Here is a 16,604-nt window from a genome sequence, read left to right on the forward strand (position 1 = left end):
TACCGCTGGATCAACGGCGCACGCGATAACTCAGGTGAAGCACCCGGTCGCCCTGAATCACGTCCGGGTCCTCCAGCAGGTGCTGCGCGTCGACTGACCCGAAGAAGCGCTTGCCGGACCCGAACACCACGGGTACGACGTCCATGCGCACCTCGTCGACCAGGCCCGCGGCAAGCATCTGGCCACCGACGTCACCGGCGGCGACCTCCACGATCCGGTCACCCGCAAGTTCCTGCGCCTTGGCCATGGCAGCCTCGACGCCGTCGACGAAGTGAAACGGCGCCGAGGGGTCCCAGCCCTCCGGCGCCGGTCGGCGCGTCACGACGACGACGTGGTCGATTCCGCCCGGCGGCTTCCCGTCCCAGCCGTCGGTCATGTCGAAAACGTGACGACCGGCGATGGTCACCCCGATCCGGTCCCAGTACGCCCGGGTGTAGTCGTAGGACACCTGCGACACCTTGATCACGCCGCTCTCGTCGAGCGGAACGTCACCGCTGGTCAACCAGTCGAACAGCGGCCCAGGCTGATCGTTCTCGTCCGCGACGAAGCCGTCCACCGACACCGAGCTATACATGACCACCTTGCCCACCGGGGCCCTCCTCTGCTTGCGGGTGGCCCCAAATTAGCGCGCCACGAGCGGTCGCTCTTGTAAGAAATCAATCGACCGGCAGCGGCCAGCCGTCCAGCGTGTGGCCGGGATGCTCACGCAGAAACCGCCGCCGGACCTCGAGGTACCGGGTCGGCGTGAGCCCGGTGAACGCCCGAAACTCGTGGCCGAAGTGAGCCTGGTCGAAGTAGCCCGCGCCACCGGCGAGCTCCCCCCCAGTCGATCGGCCCGGCGGGGTCGATCGAGAACACCGTGGCGGTGAACCGGTAGGTGCGGGCCAGCCGCTTCGGCGTGACGCCGATGAGCTCCTTGAACCGCTGTGCCAGATGCGTACTGCTGACCCCGGCTGCCACGGTGAGGTCACCGATCGCCGCCGCCCCACGGGTCGCCGCGATGACGCTGCTCGTATGGCGGACCAGCCCAAGGCCAGTCGTCTCGGAAAGCCGCCGCATCAGCTCCGCTTCGAGCAACGTGAGCATCTGATGCGGCCCGTCCGCCGTGGCCAGCCGGTCACGCAGCTCGGCAACAGCGGCCCGACCCCAAACCTGCTCGATCGTCACGGGCCGGTCACACAGCTCGGCCGCAGGCATGGACAGGAACGGCGCCAGCCCCCACGGCTTGACGTGCACGCCGACGGACCGCGTCCAAGGTGGGTAACCGAACTCGAAAGCACGGGTGGACATGGTGACAACGCAACCATCGACGTACTCAGCCGCCGCGATATCGGTACCGCCCCGAATCCGGAACGGCGCCCCAAGATTGACAATAAGCAACGCCGACGGCGAAGGCGGCAACATCAGCCGTGCGTAAGGAGGCGCGCCCTCCAGGTAGTAGAGGTCGTAGACGAGCCCATCCAGCGGCGGCCGCGGCACTCTGGACACGTACTCCACACGTCACAGCATCGCCGACCCCAGGCCGACATCACACGCCGGGACGGGTCCAGCTCGGCCGCCGCACCGCCCCAGCGCTGCTACGACGCTCAGCGTCGCCGCCATCCCAACGTCACCGCACAGCCCAGCGTCGCCGCACAGCCCAGCGTCGCCGCACAGCCCAACGTCACCGCACAGCCCAACGTCACCGCACCGCCCGGTGTCACCACCGCCCGGCTCTGCCGCAACGGCCAACACCACCGCACTACCCAACGCCGCACAGCCCGACCTCACCGCACCGCCCAACGCGGTCGCACTGCCGAACGCTGCCGCAATGGCCAAACGCCACTGCTCCACCCAGTGCCGCCGCACTGACCAACGTCACTGCACTGCCCAACGCCGACTACTCAGCGCCGCTGCACAACCCGGCGCCACCGCAACGGCCCGACCTCGCCGCACAGCCCAACCTCACCACAGCCCAGTGCCTCCCCGCACCGCCCAACGCCGCACCGCCCGTCGCTGCCGCCATCCCAACGCCGCCGCACAGACCCAGCGTCACCGCACAGCCCAGCGCCGCCGTGTCCGCCTCAGCCCATTGCCACCCCTCGCCTCGCAACCTCGTCCCAGCAGCGCCCCGCCTCGGCACCGCCCTTTGCTCAGGTCCGCCCTCCGCCCCAGCTCAGCCCATCCGGCAGCGGCTTCCCAGCCCTCCTCGGAAACCCACCCGGTCCCAGGGAGTCACGAGCCGCCCACGGCCCACCCCGAGCCACCTCGGAGGGGCCCCACCCGAACCCGCCCAGTACCCCAGCCCGAGTCCCGAGCCCTGAGTCCCAAGCCCGTGCCCCGGAGCCCCGAGTCCCAGGCCCGAGGCCCGAGGCCCAGGCCCGAAGACGACCCAACCTGCAACCCGAAGCCGAGCCAAACCCCCACCTCAGCAGTCCTCAGTCCTCAGTCCTCCTCCGAAATCCCCCATCCCGCCGCCGCTGAAAGCCCCTCGAGGTAACCGATCGCCCGCTCGGTTTTCGGGTAGCGGTTGACCAATGTCCAGAACGCCGGGTCGTGCCCGGGTTCGCGCAGGTGTGCCAGCTCGTGCACCAGCACGTAGTCCAGCACCCACTGCGGCACGCGCTGGAGCCGGTCACTGACCCGGATCGTCGCGTCCACCGGCGTGCACGACGCCCACCGGGTGCGCATCGGCGGCACCCATCGCACGCTGGCGGGTAACGCTTTCCCGTCCAGGTACTTGGCCCCGAGCAGCGCACACCGCGTCAATAACGCCGCGTCCGACGCCTTGGGCGGGGCCATCTTGCGCGGTTCGGCGCGCTGCAGCTTGCGCTCCATCTCCGCTACCCAGTGTTTTTCTTCTGCGCGGGTCATGCGTGCCGGGATGAGCACCACCAGGGTGTCGTCGTTCCAGTACGCGGTGACCGTCCGGTGCCTGCGCTGGCTGCGCCGCACCTCGACCTTGTGTTGAGGAGTGTCCGACGGGGCATTCGCGCCCCGGCCCCTCAGCGAGGGCATCCGTGCTTCGACCACTCGACAACGGTAAGGCCCGGCACCGACAACTTGGAGCGCCGAAAGGTCACAGCCCTGAGTTGTCCACAACAAGATTTCCCTGTGGACAACTCGGCTTCTCACCCTCCTGGGTCGGACCGGAGCTGCCAAGCTGGCCGCATGACCTTGTCCGATGTTCCGCCGCCGGACGTGCTCCTCCCGGCGTACCCCACGTTGCTTCCGGGCATCCACGTGCTCGAACGCGACGGCAACGAGATCCAGTTCGGCCTCGACGCCCGTCACGGCGTGATCGCCGGCGGGCTGCCCGCGCCGATCGTCGACGTCGTCCGCCGGCTCGACGGCCGGCGTGCCCTCGACGACGTCCTGCTCGCTGTGGGCGAACACCGGGACCAATTCCAGCTGCTGCTGAAACAACTGACCGCGCTCGGTCTGGTCACGGAAGCGGCCCGGCACAGTGCGAAGCGTGTCGAAACCGGTTTGTGGTCACTGCGCGCGCGGCACTACCAACCTGCCCTCACCGACCGTCGCCGCCAGAGCCTGATCGCGATCCAGGGCAACGGGCGGATCGCCGTGGCAGTCGCCGTGCTGCTCGCGACCGCGGGCGTCGGGCACCTCGACATCCGCGCGGCGGGCACCGTCACCGAAGCCGATCTCGGCTCCGGGCTCACCCCCACCGAGCTGGGTCAGCCGCGGCAGCGCGCGATCCGCACGGTGGTCGCGCGGGTGGCCCCCGAGGTCTCCACCGCGCGGAACCAGCGGCGCGTCCCTGATCTCGTGCTGCTCACCGACACCCTCGTCCCGCCGCCCGAGGAAGTCGCAGAACTGGTCGATGCGGGCATTTCGCATCTGCCGGCCCGAGTGTGTGAGGGCACCGGAGTGGTCGGGCCGCTCGTGGAACCCGGCCGCAGTGCCTGCCTCCGATGCTGTGACCTGCACCGGACCGACGAGGATTCATCGTGGCCGCGGATCGCGACCCAGCTCGTCGGCCGCGTGCCACGGCCCGATCTAGGCGCAGTGCAAGCTTGCGCAGCGCTCGCCGTCGCACAGGCGATGCGTGTCTTTTCGCCGAGTGAAACACGGCCGCCGGCATGGAACACCACGTTGGAGATCGACAGCTACGACGGGGAACTGCGGCGCCAGATCTGGGAGCCGCACCCCGACTGTGGCTGCGGCGCCCCGGTGCCTGTCGGAGAAGCATTCGACGCCACGGAGGAGCCCCCGGCCGAACGAGAGGAGGTACTGCAGGAGACGTAGCCCACACGCACGCCCTGAGCGGGCTGCGGCCATCGAGCCGACCAAGGCAGAATCGCAGGCGTGACCGACTTCCGCGACCGCACCGGAGACCGCGATTCCGCCATGCCGCGCCGAGGCGCTGCCCGCACCGCGAAGCTGGCGAGCCTTCCACTCGGCATCGCGGGACGAGCCGTGGGCGGATGGGGCAAGCGGCTGGCCGGGCACAGCGCTGAGCAGGTGAGCGCGACGCTCTCGGCGAAGGCGGCCGAGCAGCTCTTCGAGGTACTGGGCACGCTCAAGGGCGGCGCGATGAAGTTCGGCCAGGCCCTGAGTGTGTTCGAGGCCGCGGTGCCGGACGAAATGGCGCAGCCGTACCGGGAAGCGCTCACCAAGCTGCAGTCGGCGGCGCCGCCGATGCCTGCCCGGCAGACGCACCGGGTGCTCGCAGAACAGCTGGGCCGGTCGTGGGTCGGCAGGTTCGCGCACTTCGACGACGAGCCGGCCGCCGCCGCGAGCATCGGACAGGTGCATCGGGCGACCTGGCACGACGGTCGCGAGGTCGCGGTCAAGGTCCAGTACCCGGGCGCGGACGAGGCGCTGCGCAGCGACCTGCGTCAGCTGCAGCGGTTCAGCAGGCTGTTCCAGGCATTCGTGCCCGGCACCGACGTGAAACCGCTGCTCGCGGAGCTGGCCGAGCGGATGGACGAGGAACTCGACTACCTCGCCGAGGCCGACAACCAGCGAGCGTTCGTGAAGGCGTTCGAGGGTGACCCCGAGTTCCTGATCCCGCGGGTCGTGGCGAGCGCACCGAGGGTCGTCGTCACCGAGTGGGCCACCGGCACCCCGCTGGCGGAGATCATCGCGAACGGCGACGCGGCCACCCGGAACCTCGCCGGACGGCTGCTCGCGGAGTTCCACTACTCGTCGCCGGTGCGGGCGCACCTGCTGCATTCCGACCCGCACCCCGGCAACTTCATGCTGACCTCCGACGGCCGCCTCTGTGTGATCGACTTCGGCGGCGTCGCCAAGCTGCCACAAGGCATTCCGCGCCACCTTGGCGAAATCACGCGGTTGGCCCTAGACGGCCACTCCGCCGACCTGATGCGCCTGCTGCGCGAAAACGGCTTCGTACGCCCGGATTCGCCGTTGTCGTCGGACGAGGTGCTGGCGTATCTCTCGCCGTTCACCGAGCCGCTGGCCACGCCCACGTTCCACTTCACGCGCCGCTGGATGCAGCGGCAAGCCGGACGCGTCGGCGACTCCCGGGGCAACGACTTCCACGTCGGCCGTTCTCTCAACCTGCCGCCGGAGTACCTGATGATCCACCGCGTCACGGCCGGCTCCACCGGCATCCTCTGCCAGCTCGACGCCGAGATCCCGGCTCGCGGCATCGTGGAACGGTGGCAGCCCGGATTCGCCGTCTGAGTTGTCCACAGGCAAAGCGGGTTTTGATGGAATAACACGGAGTTGTCCACAGATTGCTCAGAGTGGTTCCGCTCGGTTGATCGAGCCGCCATGCTCGAAACATGGTGACTACGACAAGCACTGACTCCATCGCATTCGGTGACCTGGTCTCGCACGGCGTGCTGCATCGGCGACATCTCCGCGTCGCCGGGATCTCCGACCGAAGAGCCGCGCAGCTGTCCGGTCCGGGCGGTCCGTGGCGGCAGGTGTATTCCGGGGTGTACCTCGTGCACGACAAACCGCCGAGCAGAGAACAACTTCTGCACGCGACGATCGCCCGGTACGGCTCCGGGACCATCATCACCGGCACGGACGCGTTGGGTGCGCACGGCATCAGCCATCCGCGGACAGAGGAGATCCATCTGCTGGTGCCGCACAATCGCAGGCTCGCGAACCAGCCGGGTGTACTCACGTGCCGCACAGCCCGGATGCCCGACCCGATCCTGATCGACGGCTTGCCATACGCAAGCGCTGCCCGCGCCGCGCTCGATTTGGCCCGTCGGGCAGCCGATCCCGACGAGATCGCGAGGCTCGTGTCGCTGCCGCTGTACTGGGGGCTCGCGGACCGCGCCGAACTCTTGGCCGAGCTCGACGCAGGCAACCAGCGCGGTACGGCGGCGGTCCGCGCAGTCCTCCGCGACCTCGACGACGACGAAACATTCGCGCACGGCCAAGCACTCCGGGTCCTCCGGCAGACGCCGCTGCCCACCCCGCAATGGAACGTCACGGTCTGCGACCTGCGCGGCCGACGGGTCGGCACCGCGGACGCTTGGTGGGATCAAGTCGGCCTGGCTTGGCGGTACCGCACCGCAGCCGGCCCGACCGACTTCAGCCACCTCGCCCTGGCCGCGACGGGCACAGTCCTGTTCCGATGCACGCCACAACAACTGCGATCCTCACCCGACGAGATGAGCCGCGAACTGCTCCGCGCCTACCGCCAAGCCACCCGCACACCCCGCCCGAAAGTACGAGCGGTCTACCGAACGGGGAATGCCGCATGACTCCACGCTGACTAGGAGATCGGCTGCCCGCACACGGTTTCAGACACGTGATCGCTATCCGCCCACGATTCGAGGTACGTGATCCTCTGCCTGCCTGCGGTTCCGGGCACGTGATCCACTGCCCGTCTACCGTTCCGGACCCGTGATCCTCTGCCTGCTTACCGTTCCAGGCAGGTGATCCACTGCCTGCTTACCGTTCCAGGCACGTGATCCACTGCCTGCTCACCGTTCCAGGCACAGGATCGGCCGCCCGCGCACGGTTTCAGGCATGCGATCCACTGCCTGCCTATGGTTCCAGGCACGCGATCTACTGCCCGCCCACGGTTCCGGACGCGGGATCGGCTGCCCTCCCACCGTTCCAGGCACGCGATCTACTGCCCGCCCGCCGTTCAGGCACGTGGTTCGCAGCATGCTCCCGAGTCATGGCCGGAGCCGATCCGTTGCAGACCCGGGGTTCCGGCCGTGGCCGCCTGGCCCATCGCAGGTGTCAGGTTCCGGCCGGAAGCAGCGGGGTCACCAGTACTCGTCTGGCAGTTTGCCCTCGATGGCACGGACGTGGTCGCGCGCGCCGTCGGGGCAAAGCCAGCGCTGGGCGCCGTTCTCCTTGGAGGTCACCCACGCCAAGGTGGCAAGCGGATCGGTCTCGGCGGCGCGGGACCGTCCGCACCGCACGCACGCCGGGCCCGGCGCGGTCATGTGCGGCGGCCGTGGTGAACGGTGCGGACGCCGAGCAGATAGAGGTCGCGGCGCTTGGCGAGGGAGTGCTCGCCGTCCGGGTCGAGAAGGGTAGCCAGGGTGGCGCGGTCGTCGGCGGTGAGGAAGTCGGCGCCATGATCGGCAAGACGGGAAAGGTGGTGGTGCACATAGTCAGTGAGACCGTCGGGCCCCGGGGCGGGATGGTCTACGAGCGCGCTGAACGAGCTGACGTCGGCGAGCCCAGCGCGTTCGAGTGCGATCGGCCAGCCATACGGCATCGGCACGGCGCCGTCGATGCCCTCGCGCATGCCGACGAACCACTCGGCCTGCGCAGCCTGCAGCCGGTCCTCCAGCCCAGGCCGGCCGACACCGAGATCCCAAGGGAGGCAAGAGAAATTCAACCCGCCCTCGGCAAGCGCGACAACGCCACCGTCCCGCGCAACGGCCGAGAGCGTGCCAATAGCCGCCTGCTGGTCCGGCAGGTGGTGCACCACGCGCGAGGCCCACACGAGGTCGGCGGCCGGAAGCAGCCCAGGCAACCCGGCGTCCGCAAGGTCGGCGACCACCGCCCGAACCTCGACGGTCTGCACGGAATCCGCTTCCGCCTGCCTACCGCCATCGGCTGGGGTGCGAACAGCCCGCTCGGCCTCCGGGCGAACAACACCGTCGACGGCGGGGTGAATGGCATGCTCACGTGCTGGGCCAACGACACGCTCTGCCGCCGAGCGGACGGCACGCCCTGCCGCTGGACCAACGGCACCGTCGACAGCGGATCGGACGGCACCCCCTGCCGCTGGGCCAACAGCACCGTCGACAGCGGACCGGACAGCATGCTCTGCTGCAGAGCGAACAGCCCGCTCCGCTTCGTGGAGTAGCTCAGGCGTTGCGTCGACCAGGATGACCGTGCCGCCGTCTCGGGTCGCGAGGGCTTGGGCGAAGTGTGTGCTCATCCCGCCTGCGCCGCAGCCGAGGTCGATCACCGTCGGGTGCGGGGGAAGCTTCGCGACGAGACGCTCGGCTATCGAGGCCTGCGCGGGTGCGTCGAGGGTGTCGGCCGCACGGAGGAGAGCCAGCCGGTCAGCCCAGTCGATGTGGTCGTGCGTATGTCCGGACACGAGTTCATTCAACACCAACCCGGACTGCCACGAACGAGAACGAGCCTGGAAGGGCCCCCGACGGAACCTTCCAGGCTCGACCAACCGGGTGATCGACGTCGCCAGCGACCGGCGTCCGGATCGGGCGCAACGGCTGCAGCCAGCCGACCTCAGTCAGGTCGGAACCGAGCCTCGGGCGGTGCCTCCCGTCGGGAGATCGGCGGGAGGCACCAGCCTTTGGAGAGGCGAGCGTCAGTTCGGTGGCAGGTAGCGCTCCGCTCGTTTTGTTGCCCAGCGGGCAAGTCTCGACCAGCGGCGGGCTGCTCGGGCTCGGCGCCATGGGCGTTCGGCTTCGTGTTCGGTGATGAGTTCGCGTATTCGTGCTCTGGACAGTTCTTCGTGAAGCAACATCATCGTGATCTCCTGAGACTTGTTCTGCTTGGGTTTTGCCTGCACGCGGGGCGTTTTTCCGCTGCGGGCCTCGTAATCGCGCGTGGTCATGACAGTGGCGGTCATGCGGCGGCGCTCCGGGATGCGGTGGCGGAGCCGGTCACGGCGGTTCCCCGGACACCGGCGGCACTGCGGGCGACACCAGTGCTACCGGCAACACCGGCGCGCCCAGCGACACCGGCGCTACCAGCGACACCAGCGCTACCGGCAACACCGGCACGCCCGGCGACACCGGCGACTCCGGCGCTCCCGGAGACACCAGCCGTGCGGGTGGCAGCGGCGGGCTCGAGGGTGGAGTTCTTGCGCGGACGACCCCGGGGACGCTTGCGCGCGATCACGACACCGCGCTCGAAGATCTCGCCTCCCCAGACTCCCCACGGCTCGCGCCGGGCCAGTGCGCCCGCGAGGCACGCCTCGCGGACCGGGCAGGTTGCGCAGAACGCCTTGGCTCGCTCCAATTCCGCGGGCGACTCGGCGAACCACAGGTCCGCGTCGCGCGAGCGGCAGGGCAGCTCCGGCTCGGCGACCCCGTCAAGCAGGTCGCCGATGTCGAAGCCGTCGGCCACGGCTCCCTCGGCCAGGGCGATGGCGGATGACATGTCCGTGCTCCTTTGCGGTGAGGTGGAGGTGGTGGTGGGACTGGCGATCGAACTGGACAACTTGTTCCTTCTGTTGTGCAGCCAAAAAAACACGAAGGCCGCGGATCCGGTTACCGGTTCCGCGGCCTTCGTGAGCCTCGTGTCCTGACGCTGGTCAGGAACTTCGCTCCCGTATCGACAACGGAACACGGAACTGCTTGATGGTCGGCAGATCGGCATCAACCTGCGGGTACGCAACGACGGCGGCGCTCGCCAGAGCGATGCCATCCCGGGTCCAGGTGCGCTCGACACGGCGCGTTCCGCCGAAGTGCGCAGCCATGAACACACCGGTGTCCTGGCGCAGGGTCGAGCAGACGGGCAGACCGGTGCCAGGAATCGTGAGCTTCGTGTTGCTGGTCATTTCACTGGCACCGCCTTTCTCTCTCGGACGTTCACCGCTGCGGGCGGCAACCATCGGACCCCAGACCGGGCGCTTCCCACCCGGGTACCTCTGCAGGCTATTCGTCCCCGCGCGACCGGGGCAACTTATTTTCCCAAATCTCTGCCGAAGCGACGAAGATCGCGTCCGGGCAGCAGCTTCGCCGCATCGATCACGGCGTGGACGCGGTCAAGACCGCATCGACGAGCGCACCACGCCGAGTACCTCCTCGCCGAACCGCTCCAGTTTCGTGGCCCCGATGCCGGAGATCGACACGAGCCCTGCGTCGTCGGTCGGTCGCTGTTCGGCGATGGCCATCAGGGTCGCGTCGGTGAAGACGACGAACGCCGGCACCTTCAGCTCCCGCGAACGTTCTCCCCGCCACGCCCGCAGCTTCTCCAGCAGGTCCTCATCCACTGTGGACGGGCATTTCCCGCACCGGCCCAGCTTGACCTCCATGGTCTGGATCAGCGGACCGTCGCACAACCGGCAGCGGGCGACCTTGCCCCCGGCCTTCGGCGCGTGCTGCGACCGCGCGATCCGCGCCGCCGGGTGGTCTTCCGGGATCAGCCCGTACAGGAACCGCGACCGCCGCCGGTTGCGCCTGCTGCCCGGCCCGCGCGAAAGGGACCAGGACAACGACAGATGTTCACGCGCACGGGTGACGCCGACGTAGAACAGCCGCCGTTCCTCCTCGATTGCCGCGTCGTCGCCGTCCGCGTGCAAGATCGGCATCGTGCCCTCGGCGAGCCCGACTAGGAACACTGCGTCCCACTCGAGCCCCTTCGCCGCGTGCAGCGACGCGAGCGTTACGCCCTCGACAGTGGGCGGGTGCTGGGCCGCCGCGCGCTGCTCGAGCTCTGCGACGAACCGCGGCAGGTCTGCGTCCTCGACCGTCGCCGCCAGCTCCTCGGCCAGTTCCACGATCGCGAGCAGCGCGTCCCACCGCTCCTTCGCCGCTCCGCCCGACGGCGGCTGCTCGGTGAGCCCCACTCGCGAAAGGACCGATCGCACCGCGGTGACCAGCTCGAGGCTCGTCGGATCCGCCGACGCCGTGCGCAGCGCCGCCATCGCCTGCCGCACCTCGGTGCGCTGGAAGAACCGCTCGCCACCGCGGACCAGGTACGGGATCCCGGCCTCGGTGAGCGCCTGCTCGTACGCCTCCGACTGCGCATTGATCCGGAAGAGCACGGCGACCTCACTCGCCGTGACCCCCTCGTCCAGCAGCTCGCGGACCCGCTTCGCGGCGGCTCCCGCCTCGGCGGCTTCGTCCTCGTACTCGGCGAACCGCGGGTCCGGCCCCTCCGATCGCTGGCCGATGAGCTTGAGCCGCGACCCGGCCGGACGTCCGCGCGCGGCGCCGATCACGCGGTTCGCCAGCGCCACGACCTGCGGCGTGGACCGATAGTCGCGTTCGAGGCGGACGACCGTCGCCTCCGGGAACCGCCGCGTGAACTCCAGCAGCGACTTCGGCGACGCCCCGCCGAAGGAGTAGATGGTCTGGTTGGCGTCGCCGACCACGGTGAGGTCGTCGCGGCCGCCGAGCCACGCGTCGAGCAGCCGCTGCTGCAACGGCGTGACGTCTTGGTACTCGTCGACCACGAAGCAGCGGTACCGGTCGCGGAACTCAGCGGCGACCGCGTCGTGTTTCTCCAGGACAGCGGTGGTGTGCAGCAGCAGATCGTCGAAATCGAGGACCTGCGCCTCGTTCTTCAGCTGCTCGTATCGCCGGTACACCTCGGCGACCTGCGCGACCGGCGCTGGCGTGTCCCGCTGCATGCGCGCCGCGACCGACGGGTATTCATCCGGCGAAACCAGCGACGCCTTACTCCACTCGATCTCGCTCGCCAGGTCGCGCAGTACTTCGGTCTCGGTGCTCAGCCGCAGCCGCTGGGCGGCCTGCGCGACGAGGCGGAACTTGTTGTCGATCAGGTCCCAGGGCCGGTCGCCGACCACGCGCGGCCAGAAGTAGCGGAGCTGGCGCCGGGCGGCGGCGTGGAAGGTGAGCGCCTGCGCCGCGTCGACGCCGAGGCCGCGCAGCCGGGTGCGCATCTCCCCCGCGGCCCGCGTGGTGAACGTGACCGCAAGCACCTGACCTGGGGAGACATGCCCCGATTGGACGAGGTGCGCAATGCGGTGCGTGATCGTGCGCGTCTTGCCGGTGCCTGCGCCGGCGAGGACGCAGACCGGACCGCGAGGGGCCGCCGCGGCGGCACGTTGCTCGGGATCGAGCCCGTCGAGCAGCCCGGCACGACCCGGACGAGCGGGGGAAGACGATGCGGTGGCCACCCCGCGATCCTCGCAGAGGGGGCCGACAGAATCCCGGCCGGGCACGCGGCCGTATCCTGGTCAGATGGCGGGAAAGCAGGACAAGGAAGCGGCCAAGCAGGCCAAGCGGGAGAAGCGCGCGGCGAGCAAGGCCCGGCGCGGGCAGTTCTACGAGGCGTTCAAGATGCAGCGCCGCGAAGACAAGATGCTCATCCCCTGGATGGCCGGCTCGATCATCGTCGTGGCGGGCGTGCTGTTCGGGGTCGGGTTCTTCTTCGACATGCAGTGGGCGCTGCTGCCGCTCGGCGTCGTGCTCGGCATCCTGCTCGCCGTGATCATCTTCGGCAGGCGCGTGCAGCGCACCGTCTACGGCAAGGCCGACGGGCAGCCGGGCGCCGCCGCCTGGGCACTCGAGAACCTGCGCGGTAAGTGGAAGGTCACGCCGACCGTCGCGGCGACGACCCAGCTCGACGCCGTCCACCGCGTGCTCGGCCACCCCGGCGTGATCCTCGTGGCCGAAGGCGCCCCGCACCGGGTGAAGGGCCTGCTCGCGCAGGAGAAGAAGCGCGTATCGCGGCTGATCGGCGACACGCCGATCTACGACGTCACGATCGGCCACGACGACCAGCAGGTACCGCTCAAGAAGCTGCAGAGCCACCTCACGAAGCTCCCGCGCAACCTCAAGCCCGCCCAGGTCGACGCGCTCGAGGCGAAGCTGGCCGCGCTCGGCACGCGCGGTGCGGCGATGCCGAAGGGCCCGATGCCCGCCGGCGCGAAGATGCGGAACGTGCAGCGCACCATCCGCCGTCGCTGACGTTGTTTCAAGTCCGTGAAGGGAACCATCACGGAATCTGCTGGCCTGATGGTTCCCTTCACGGACTTCAGCGCATCCGGATGACGACGGTGCCGGTGGCGCGGTCGAGCCAGCTGCGGCCGTCGGCGTTGCGGACCAGCGGGGGCAGTAGCAGGACGGTCAGCGCCATCCGCACGAGGGCACGCCACGCGCCGACCATCGTCGCGCCGTCCAGGCGGGCGACGCGGATGCCCACCACGGCCATGCCCGGGGTGATGCCGAAGAACGTGACCGGCACCACGGTGATCAGTGCCCAGGCCGCACCCGCCCAGAGGTTGAACGTCTGCATGGCGGCGACGTTCTGCAGGTCATACGGGACGAACAGGGCGGTGATGAGCGCGCCGAGCACCAGGTCGACGAGCAGCGCGACCAGCCTGATGCCGCCGCCGGCCACCGAGCCGGCTCCGGTTTCCGGCAGGCCGAACGATTCGCCACGCCATTTCGGGGCCTCGCCCCGGGCCGTGGTGGAGCCGTCGCCTGCTCCCGGCAGCCATTCACCCGTCCATCTCGCCACCCGTCCAGGGTATGCCGGTGGCGGGGACCACATTCCTCCTGGTCGACTGGGCAGTGGCGGCGGCCCGTTAACACCGGCGAAACATTCGGGTGACGGTCGGGCAACACCGCCCTCTTAGCGTGAGCCGAAGAGAGTACTGCCGCCGGTAACGAACGAGAAGGAGTCACCGAGGGTGCCCACTACTCCAGACGACATTCAGCGCCTCATCGCCGATGAGAAGGTGGAGTCCATCGACGTCAGGTTCTGCGACCTGCCGGGCGTCATGCAGCACTTCACGGTGCCCGCGAAGGCGTTCGACCTGGAGGCCTACGAAGAGGGCCTGGCCTTCGACGGCTCCTCGGTGCGCGGCTTCCAGTCGATCCACGAGTCCGACATGCTGCTGCTGCCGGACCCGGAGACCGCCCGGATCGACCCGTTCCGCAAGACGAAGACGCTCTCGCTGAACTTCTTCGTGCACGACCCCTTCACCCGCGAGGCCTACAGCCGCGACCCGCGCAACATCGCGCGCAAGGCCGAGCAGTACATCGCGGAGTACGGCGTCGCGGACAACGTGTTCTTCGGCCCGGAGGCGGAGTTCTACATCTTCGACTCGGTCCGGTTCGAGGACGCCGAGCACGCTTCGTTCCACGAGATCGACTCGGTCGAGGGCTGGTGGAACACCGGCGCCGACGAGCCGGGCGGCAACCAGGGCTACAAGACGAAGTTCAAGGGCGGCTACTTCCCGGTCCCGCCGGTCGACCACTTCGCCGACCTGCGTGACGACATCGTGCGCGAGCTGCAGAACTCGGGCTTCGAGATCGAGCGCGCGCACCACGAGGTGGGTACCGCCGGGCAAACCGAGATCAACTACAAGTTCAACACACTGCTGCACGCTGCCGACGACCTGCAGCTGTTCAAGTACATCGTGAAGAACACCGTGTTCGCCGCGGGCAAGACCGCGACGTTCATGCCGAAGCCGCTCGCCGGCGACAACGGCTCGGGCATGCACTGCCACCAGTCGCTGTGGAAGGACGGTCAGCCGCTGTTCCACGACGAGTCCGGCTACGCGGGCCTGTCCGACACGGCGCGGCACTACATCGGCGGCCTGCTCAAGCACGCGCCGAGCCTGCTGGCCTTCACGAACCCGACGGTGAACTCGTACCACCGCCTGGTGCCGGGCTTCGAGGCGCCGGTTTCGCTGGTGTACTCGCAGCGCAACCGGTCCGCGTGTGTGCGCATCCCGATCACCGGCAACAACGCGAAGGCCAAGCGCGCCGAGTTCCGCTGCCCGGACTCGTCGGGCAACCCGTACCTCGCGTTCTCGGCGATGATGATGGCCGGCCTCGACGGCATCAAGAACAAGATCGAGCCGCCGGAGCCGATCGACAAGGACCTGTACGAGCTGCCGCCCGAGGAGGCGAAGAACGTCAAGCTCGTCCCGGGCGACCTGGGTACCGTGCTGGACACTTTGGAGCAGGACCACGACTTCCTGCTGGAGGGCGGGGTGTTCACGCCCGACGTGATCGAGACTTGGGTGCAGTACAAGCGGGAACACGAGATCGACCCGCTGCGTCTTCGCCCGCACCCGTACGAGTTCTCGCTCTATTACGACGTGTGATCTGAGTCGGGACAAAGGACGGCGGTCGGGGGAATTCCTCGACCGCCGTCCTTTTGTGCGAACGCCGGTGCGTTGTTTCGCCGGAAGCGCGCATGGTTTGTTTGGGGGATGAAATTCGACGGGCACGCGTGTCGACGGCGACGGCTTCAACCAGCCTTCTACTCTGGCGACGAAGCCGTCTCAGTCGCTCCCTCGCACGGCCGTCGAGGAAGCGCCCCTGGCTCTCGACGCTGCCGGGTACGTTGCCCGCGCTGTGCCTCAGGGGATGAGGTAGGTGAAGGCCCATGTCTCGACGGGGCCGGAATAAGCGGTTCACCGGCAGCATCACCGGCAAGGTGACACTGGCGGCGAACCACGCGGTAACCGTGGTCGTGCTGGTCCTGCTAGGCGTCGCAACCTGGTACCAGCGCTGACCTGCGGTGATTCGTCGCCGGGGCGGTGCACTCGAAACGGCTCCGGCGATGGTCTTCCGAGGTTTGTACTCAAACTCGGCTGCATCACTGTAGCTCCGGGCGGGTACCTACACACTCAACTCGCCCGGCATGTTTGACCTGATTTGACGTTAATTGATGTCAAATGACATGCAATGACGCATCGCGGATCACGATCGACGCGCGAACAGAAGGCTAAAGACTCTGTCCCCCGTTGAGTTCGATCACCCCGCCCGTCGCCCAGCCGAATTCCGCGGACAGCAGGGCCGGTACAGCCGCACCGAGGTCGTCCGCGGTGCCCATTCTGCCTAGTGCGATGGCTTTCACCGCCAGGTCCTTGACGTGTTCCGTGCGCATGATGCCGTCGCCGAAGTCGCCGTCTGTTGCGCCTCCCTGGATGGTGTTCACGCGGATTCCGCGGTCGGCCAGTTCGACGGCCAGGTACCTCGTCAGCACCTCCACCGCCCCCTTGGTCGCCGCGTAGGCCGAGCCCGTGGCGACGACTCCTCTGGTCAGCGCGGTGGACAGGTTCAGGATGCGGCCGCCGTCGGCCAGTAGCGGCAGCAAGCGCTGGGTGAGGAAGTACGGCGCTTTCAGGTTCACCGCCACCAGTTCGTCGAACTGCTCCTCGGTCGTCGTGGCGAATGGGGCGAAGGATCCGATGCCTGCGTTGTTGACCAGGTAGTCGAAACGCTGCGCGCCCCAGCCGGACAGCACGTCCGATACGCGTACCGCGAAGGCCGCGAACAGGTCGGTGCGCGCCGCGTCGAACTGGAGGAACGCAATCCTCCCACCGTTTTCCTCGACCTCGGTCACCAGTTCCTCGGCCGCTTCGGTGCTGCGGTGGTACGTGCCGATGACCGACACCCCGGCCTTGGCCAGGTGGGTCGCCATGCTGCGGCCGAAGCCACGGCTTGCCCCGGTGATCAGGGCGATCTTCGAATCGTTCACCAGTGCATCGTTTCCACGCGACCGACGCGCGCGCCACCGGGCGG

At 68.7% G+C, this 16,604-nt stretch carries 14 protein-coding genes and 2 pseudogenes; 6 read left to right on the top strand and 10 right to left on the bottom strand.

Features of this window, described 5'->3' with window-relative positions; genetic code table 11:
• Positions 1-10: 10 nt before the first annotated feature.
• The 3 genes and pseudogenes from OO71_RS14890 to OO71_RS14900 form a co-directional block, all read right to left on the bottom strand.
• On the bottom strand, positions 11-589 hold the full coding sequence (locus OO71_RS14890; RefSeq protein WP_033290327.1) for a dihydrofolate reductase family protein: 579 nt from the start codon (positions 587-589) through the stop codon (positions 11-13).
• 67 nt (positions 590-656) lie between these two features.
• A pseudogene (locus OO71_RS46410) lies at positions 657-1,479 on the bottom strand (helix-turn-helix domain-containing protein).
• Between the two features lie 945 nt (positions 1,480-2,424).
• The gene (locus tag OO71_RS14900; RefSeq protein WP_033290328.1) at positions 2,425-2,934 is read right to left on the bottom strand and encodes a M48 metallopeptidase family protein; all 510 of its coding nucleotides are present in this window, start codon (positions 2,932-2,934) and stop codon (positions 2,425-2,427) included.
• Between the two features lie 216 nt (positions 2,935-3,150).
• Between OO71_RS14900 and OO71_RS14905 the strand changes: the two genes are divergently transcribed.
• The 3 genes from OO71_RS14905 to OO71_RS14915 all read left to right on the top strand — a co-directional run bounded on the left by OO71_RS14905 (position 3,151) and on the right by OO71_RS14915 (position 6,689).
• Positions 3,151-4,245 (top strand): ThiF family adenylyltransferase, encoded by a 1,095-nt coding sequence (locus tag OO71_RS14905; RefSeq protein ID WP_033290329.1) that lies wholly within the window; start codon positions 3,151-3,153, stop codon positions 4,243-4,245.
• Positions 4,246-4,305: 60 nt separating this feature from the next.
• Complete coding sequence (locus tag OO71_RS14910; RefSeq protein ID WP_033290330.1) at positions 4,306-5,649, top strand: ABC1 kinase family protein; 1,344 nt, start codon at positions 4,306-4,308, stop codon at positions 5,647-5,649.
• Positions 5,650-5,750: 101 nt separating this feature from the next.
• Positions 5,751-6,689: a hypothetical protein gene (locus OO71_RS14915; RefSeq protein ID WP_051791559.1), complete on the top strand. Its 939-nt coding sequence runs from the start codon at positions 5,751-5,753 to the stop codon at positions 6,687-6,689.
• A gap of 692 nt (positions 6,690-7,381) precedes the next feature.
• Here OO71_RS14915 and OO71_RS48815 read toward each other — a convergent pair.
• From OO71_RS48815 to OO71_RS14945, 5 genes and pseudogenes are all read right to left on the bottom strand, one after another.
• Positions 7,382-8,515: a methyltransferase domain-containing protein gene (locus OO71_RS48815; protein WP_342669931.1), complete on the bottom strand. Its 1,134-nt coding sequence runs from the start codon at positions 8,513-8,515 to the stop codon at positions 7,382-7,384.
• 216 nt (positions 8,516-8,731) lie between these two features.
• Entirely contained in the window at positions 8,732-8,995 is a 264-nt protein-coding gene (locus tag OO71_RS48820) for a hypothetical protein (protein ID WP_084144947.1), read from the bottom strand.
• A 200-nt stretch (positions 8,996-9,195) separates the two neighbouring features.
• A pseudogene (locus tag OO71_RS14935) lies at positions 9,196-9,528 on the bottom strand (WhiB family transcriptional regulator); the annotation flags it as partial.
• A gap of 154 nt (positions 9,529-9,682) precedes the next feature.
• A complete protein-coding gene (locus tag OO71_RS14940; protein ID WP_033290333.1) occupies positions 9,683-9,928 on the bottom strand; it encodes a hypothetical protein in 246 nt (81 codons plus the stop codon).
• Positions 9,929-10,135: 207 nt separating this feature from the next.
• Positions 10,136-12,235, bottom strand: coding sequence for an ATP-dependent DNA helicase UvrD2 (locus tag OO71_RS14945; RefSeq protein ID WP_033290334.1), 2,100 nt, complete (start codon positions 12,233-12,235; stop codon positions 10,136-10,138).
• 64 nt (positions 12,236-12,299) lie between these two features.
• Here OO71_RS14945 and OO71_RS14950 point away from each other — a divergent pair, with 64 nt between their 5' ends.
• Positions 12,300-13,028 (top strand): DUF4191 domain-containing protein, encoded by a 729-nt coding sequence (locus tag OO71_RS14950; RefSeq protein ID WP_033290335.1) that lies wholly within the window; start codon positions 12,300-12,302, stop codon positions 13,026-13,028.
• 67 nt (positions 13,029-13,095) lie between these two features.
• On the opposite strand, the gene OO71_RS14955 is transcribed toward OO71_RS14950, so the two are convergent.
• The gene (locus tag OO71_RS14955; RefSeq protein ID WP_033290336.1) at positions 13,096-13,581 is read right to left on the bottom strand and encodes an RDD family protein; all 486 of its coding nucleotides are present in this window, start codon (positions 13,579-13,581) and stop codon (positions 13,096-13,098) included.
• 172 nt (positions 13,582-13,753) lie between these two features.
• Here OO71_RS14955 and glnA point away from each other — a divergent pair, with 172 nt between their 5' ends.
• Both glnA and OO71_RS52940 read left to right on the top strand, forming a co-directional pair.
• Entirely contained in the window at positions 13,754-15,178 is a 1,425-nt protein-coding gene (gene glnA, locus OO71_RS14960; RefSeq protein WP_033290337.1) for a type I glutamate--ammonia ligase, read from the top strand.
• 284 nt (positions 15,179-15,462) lie between these two features.
• Positions 15,463-15,591, top strand: coding sequence for a hypothetical protein (locus OO71_RS52940; protein ID WP_281178419.1), 129 nt, complete (start codon positions 15,463-15,465; stop codon positions 15,589-15,591).
• Between the two features lie 213 nt (positions 15,592-15,804).
• On the opposite strand, the gene OO71_RS14965 is transcribed toward OO71_RS52940, so the two are convergent.
• Positions 15,805-16,560 carry an SDR family NAD(P)-dependent oxidoreductase gene (locus OO71_RS14965; RefSeq protein ID WP_033290338.1) on the bottom strand — a complete coding sequence of 252 codons (756 nt, stop codon included), beginning with the start codon at positions 16,558-16,560 and terminating at the stop codon, positions 15,805-15,807.
• Between the last annotated feature and the right edge of the window lie 44 nt (positions 16,561-16,604).

This window comes from Amycolatopsis jejuensis, assembly GCF_000717335.1.
Taxonomy (GTDB): Bacteria; Actinomycetota; Actinomycetes; order Mycobacteriales; family Pseudonocardiaceae; genus Amycolatopsis; species Amycolatopsis jejuensis.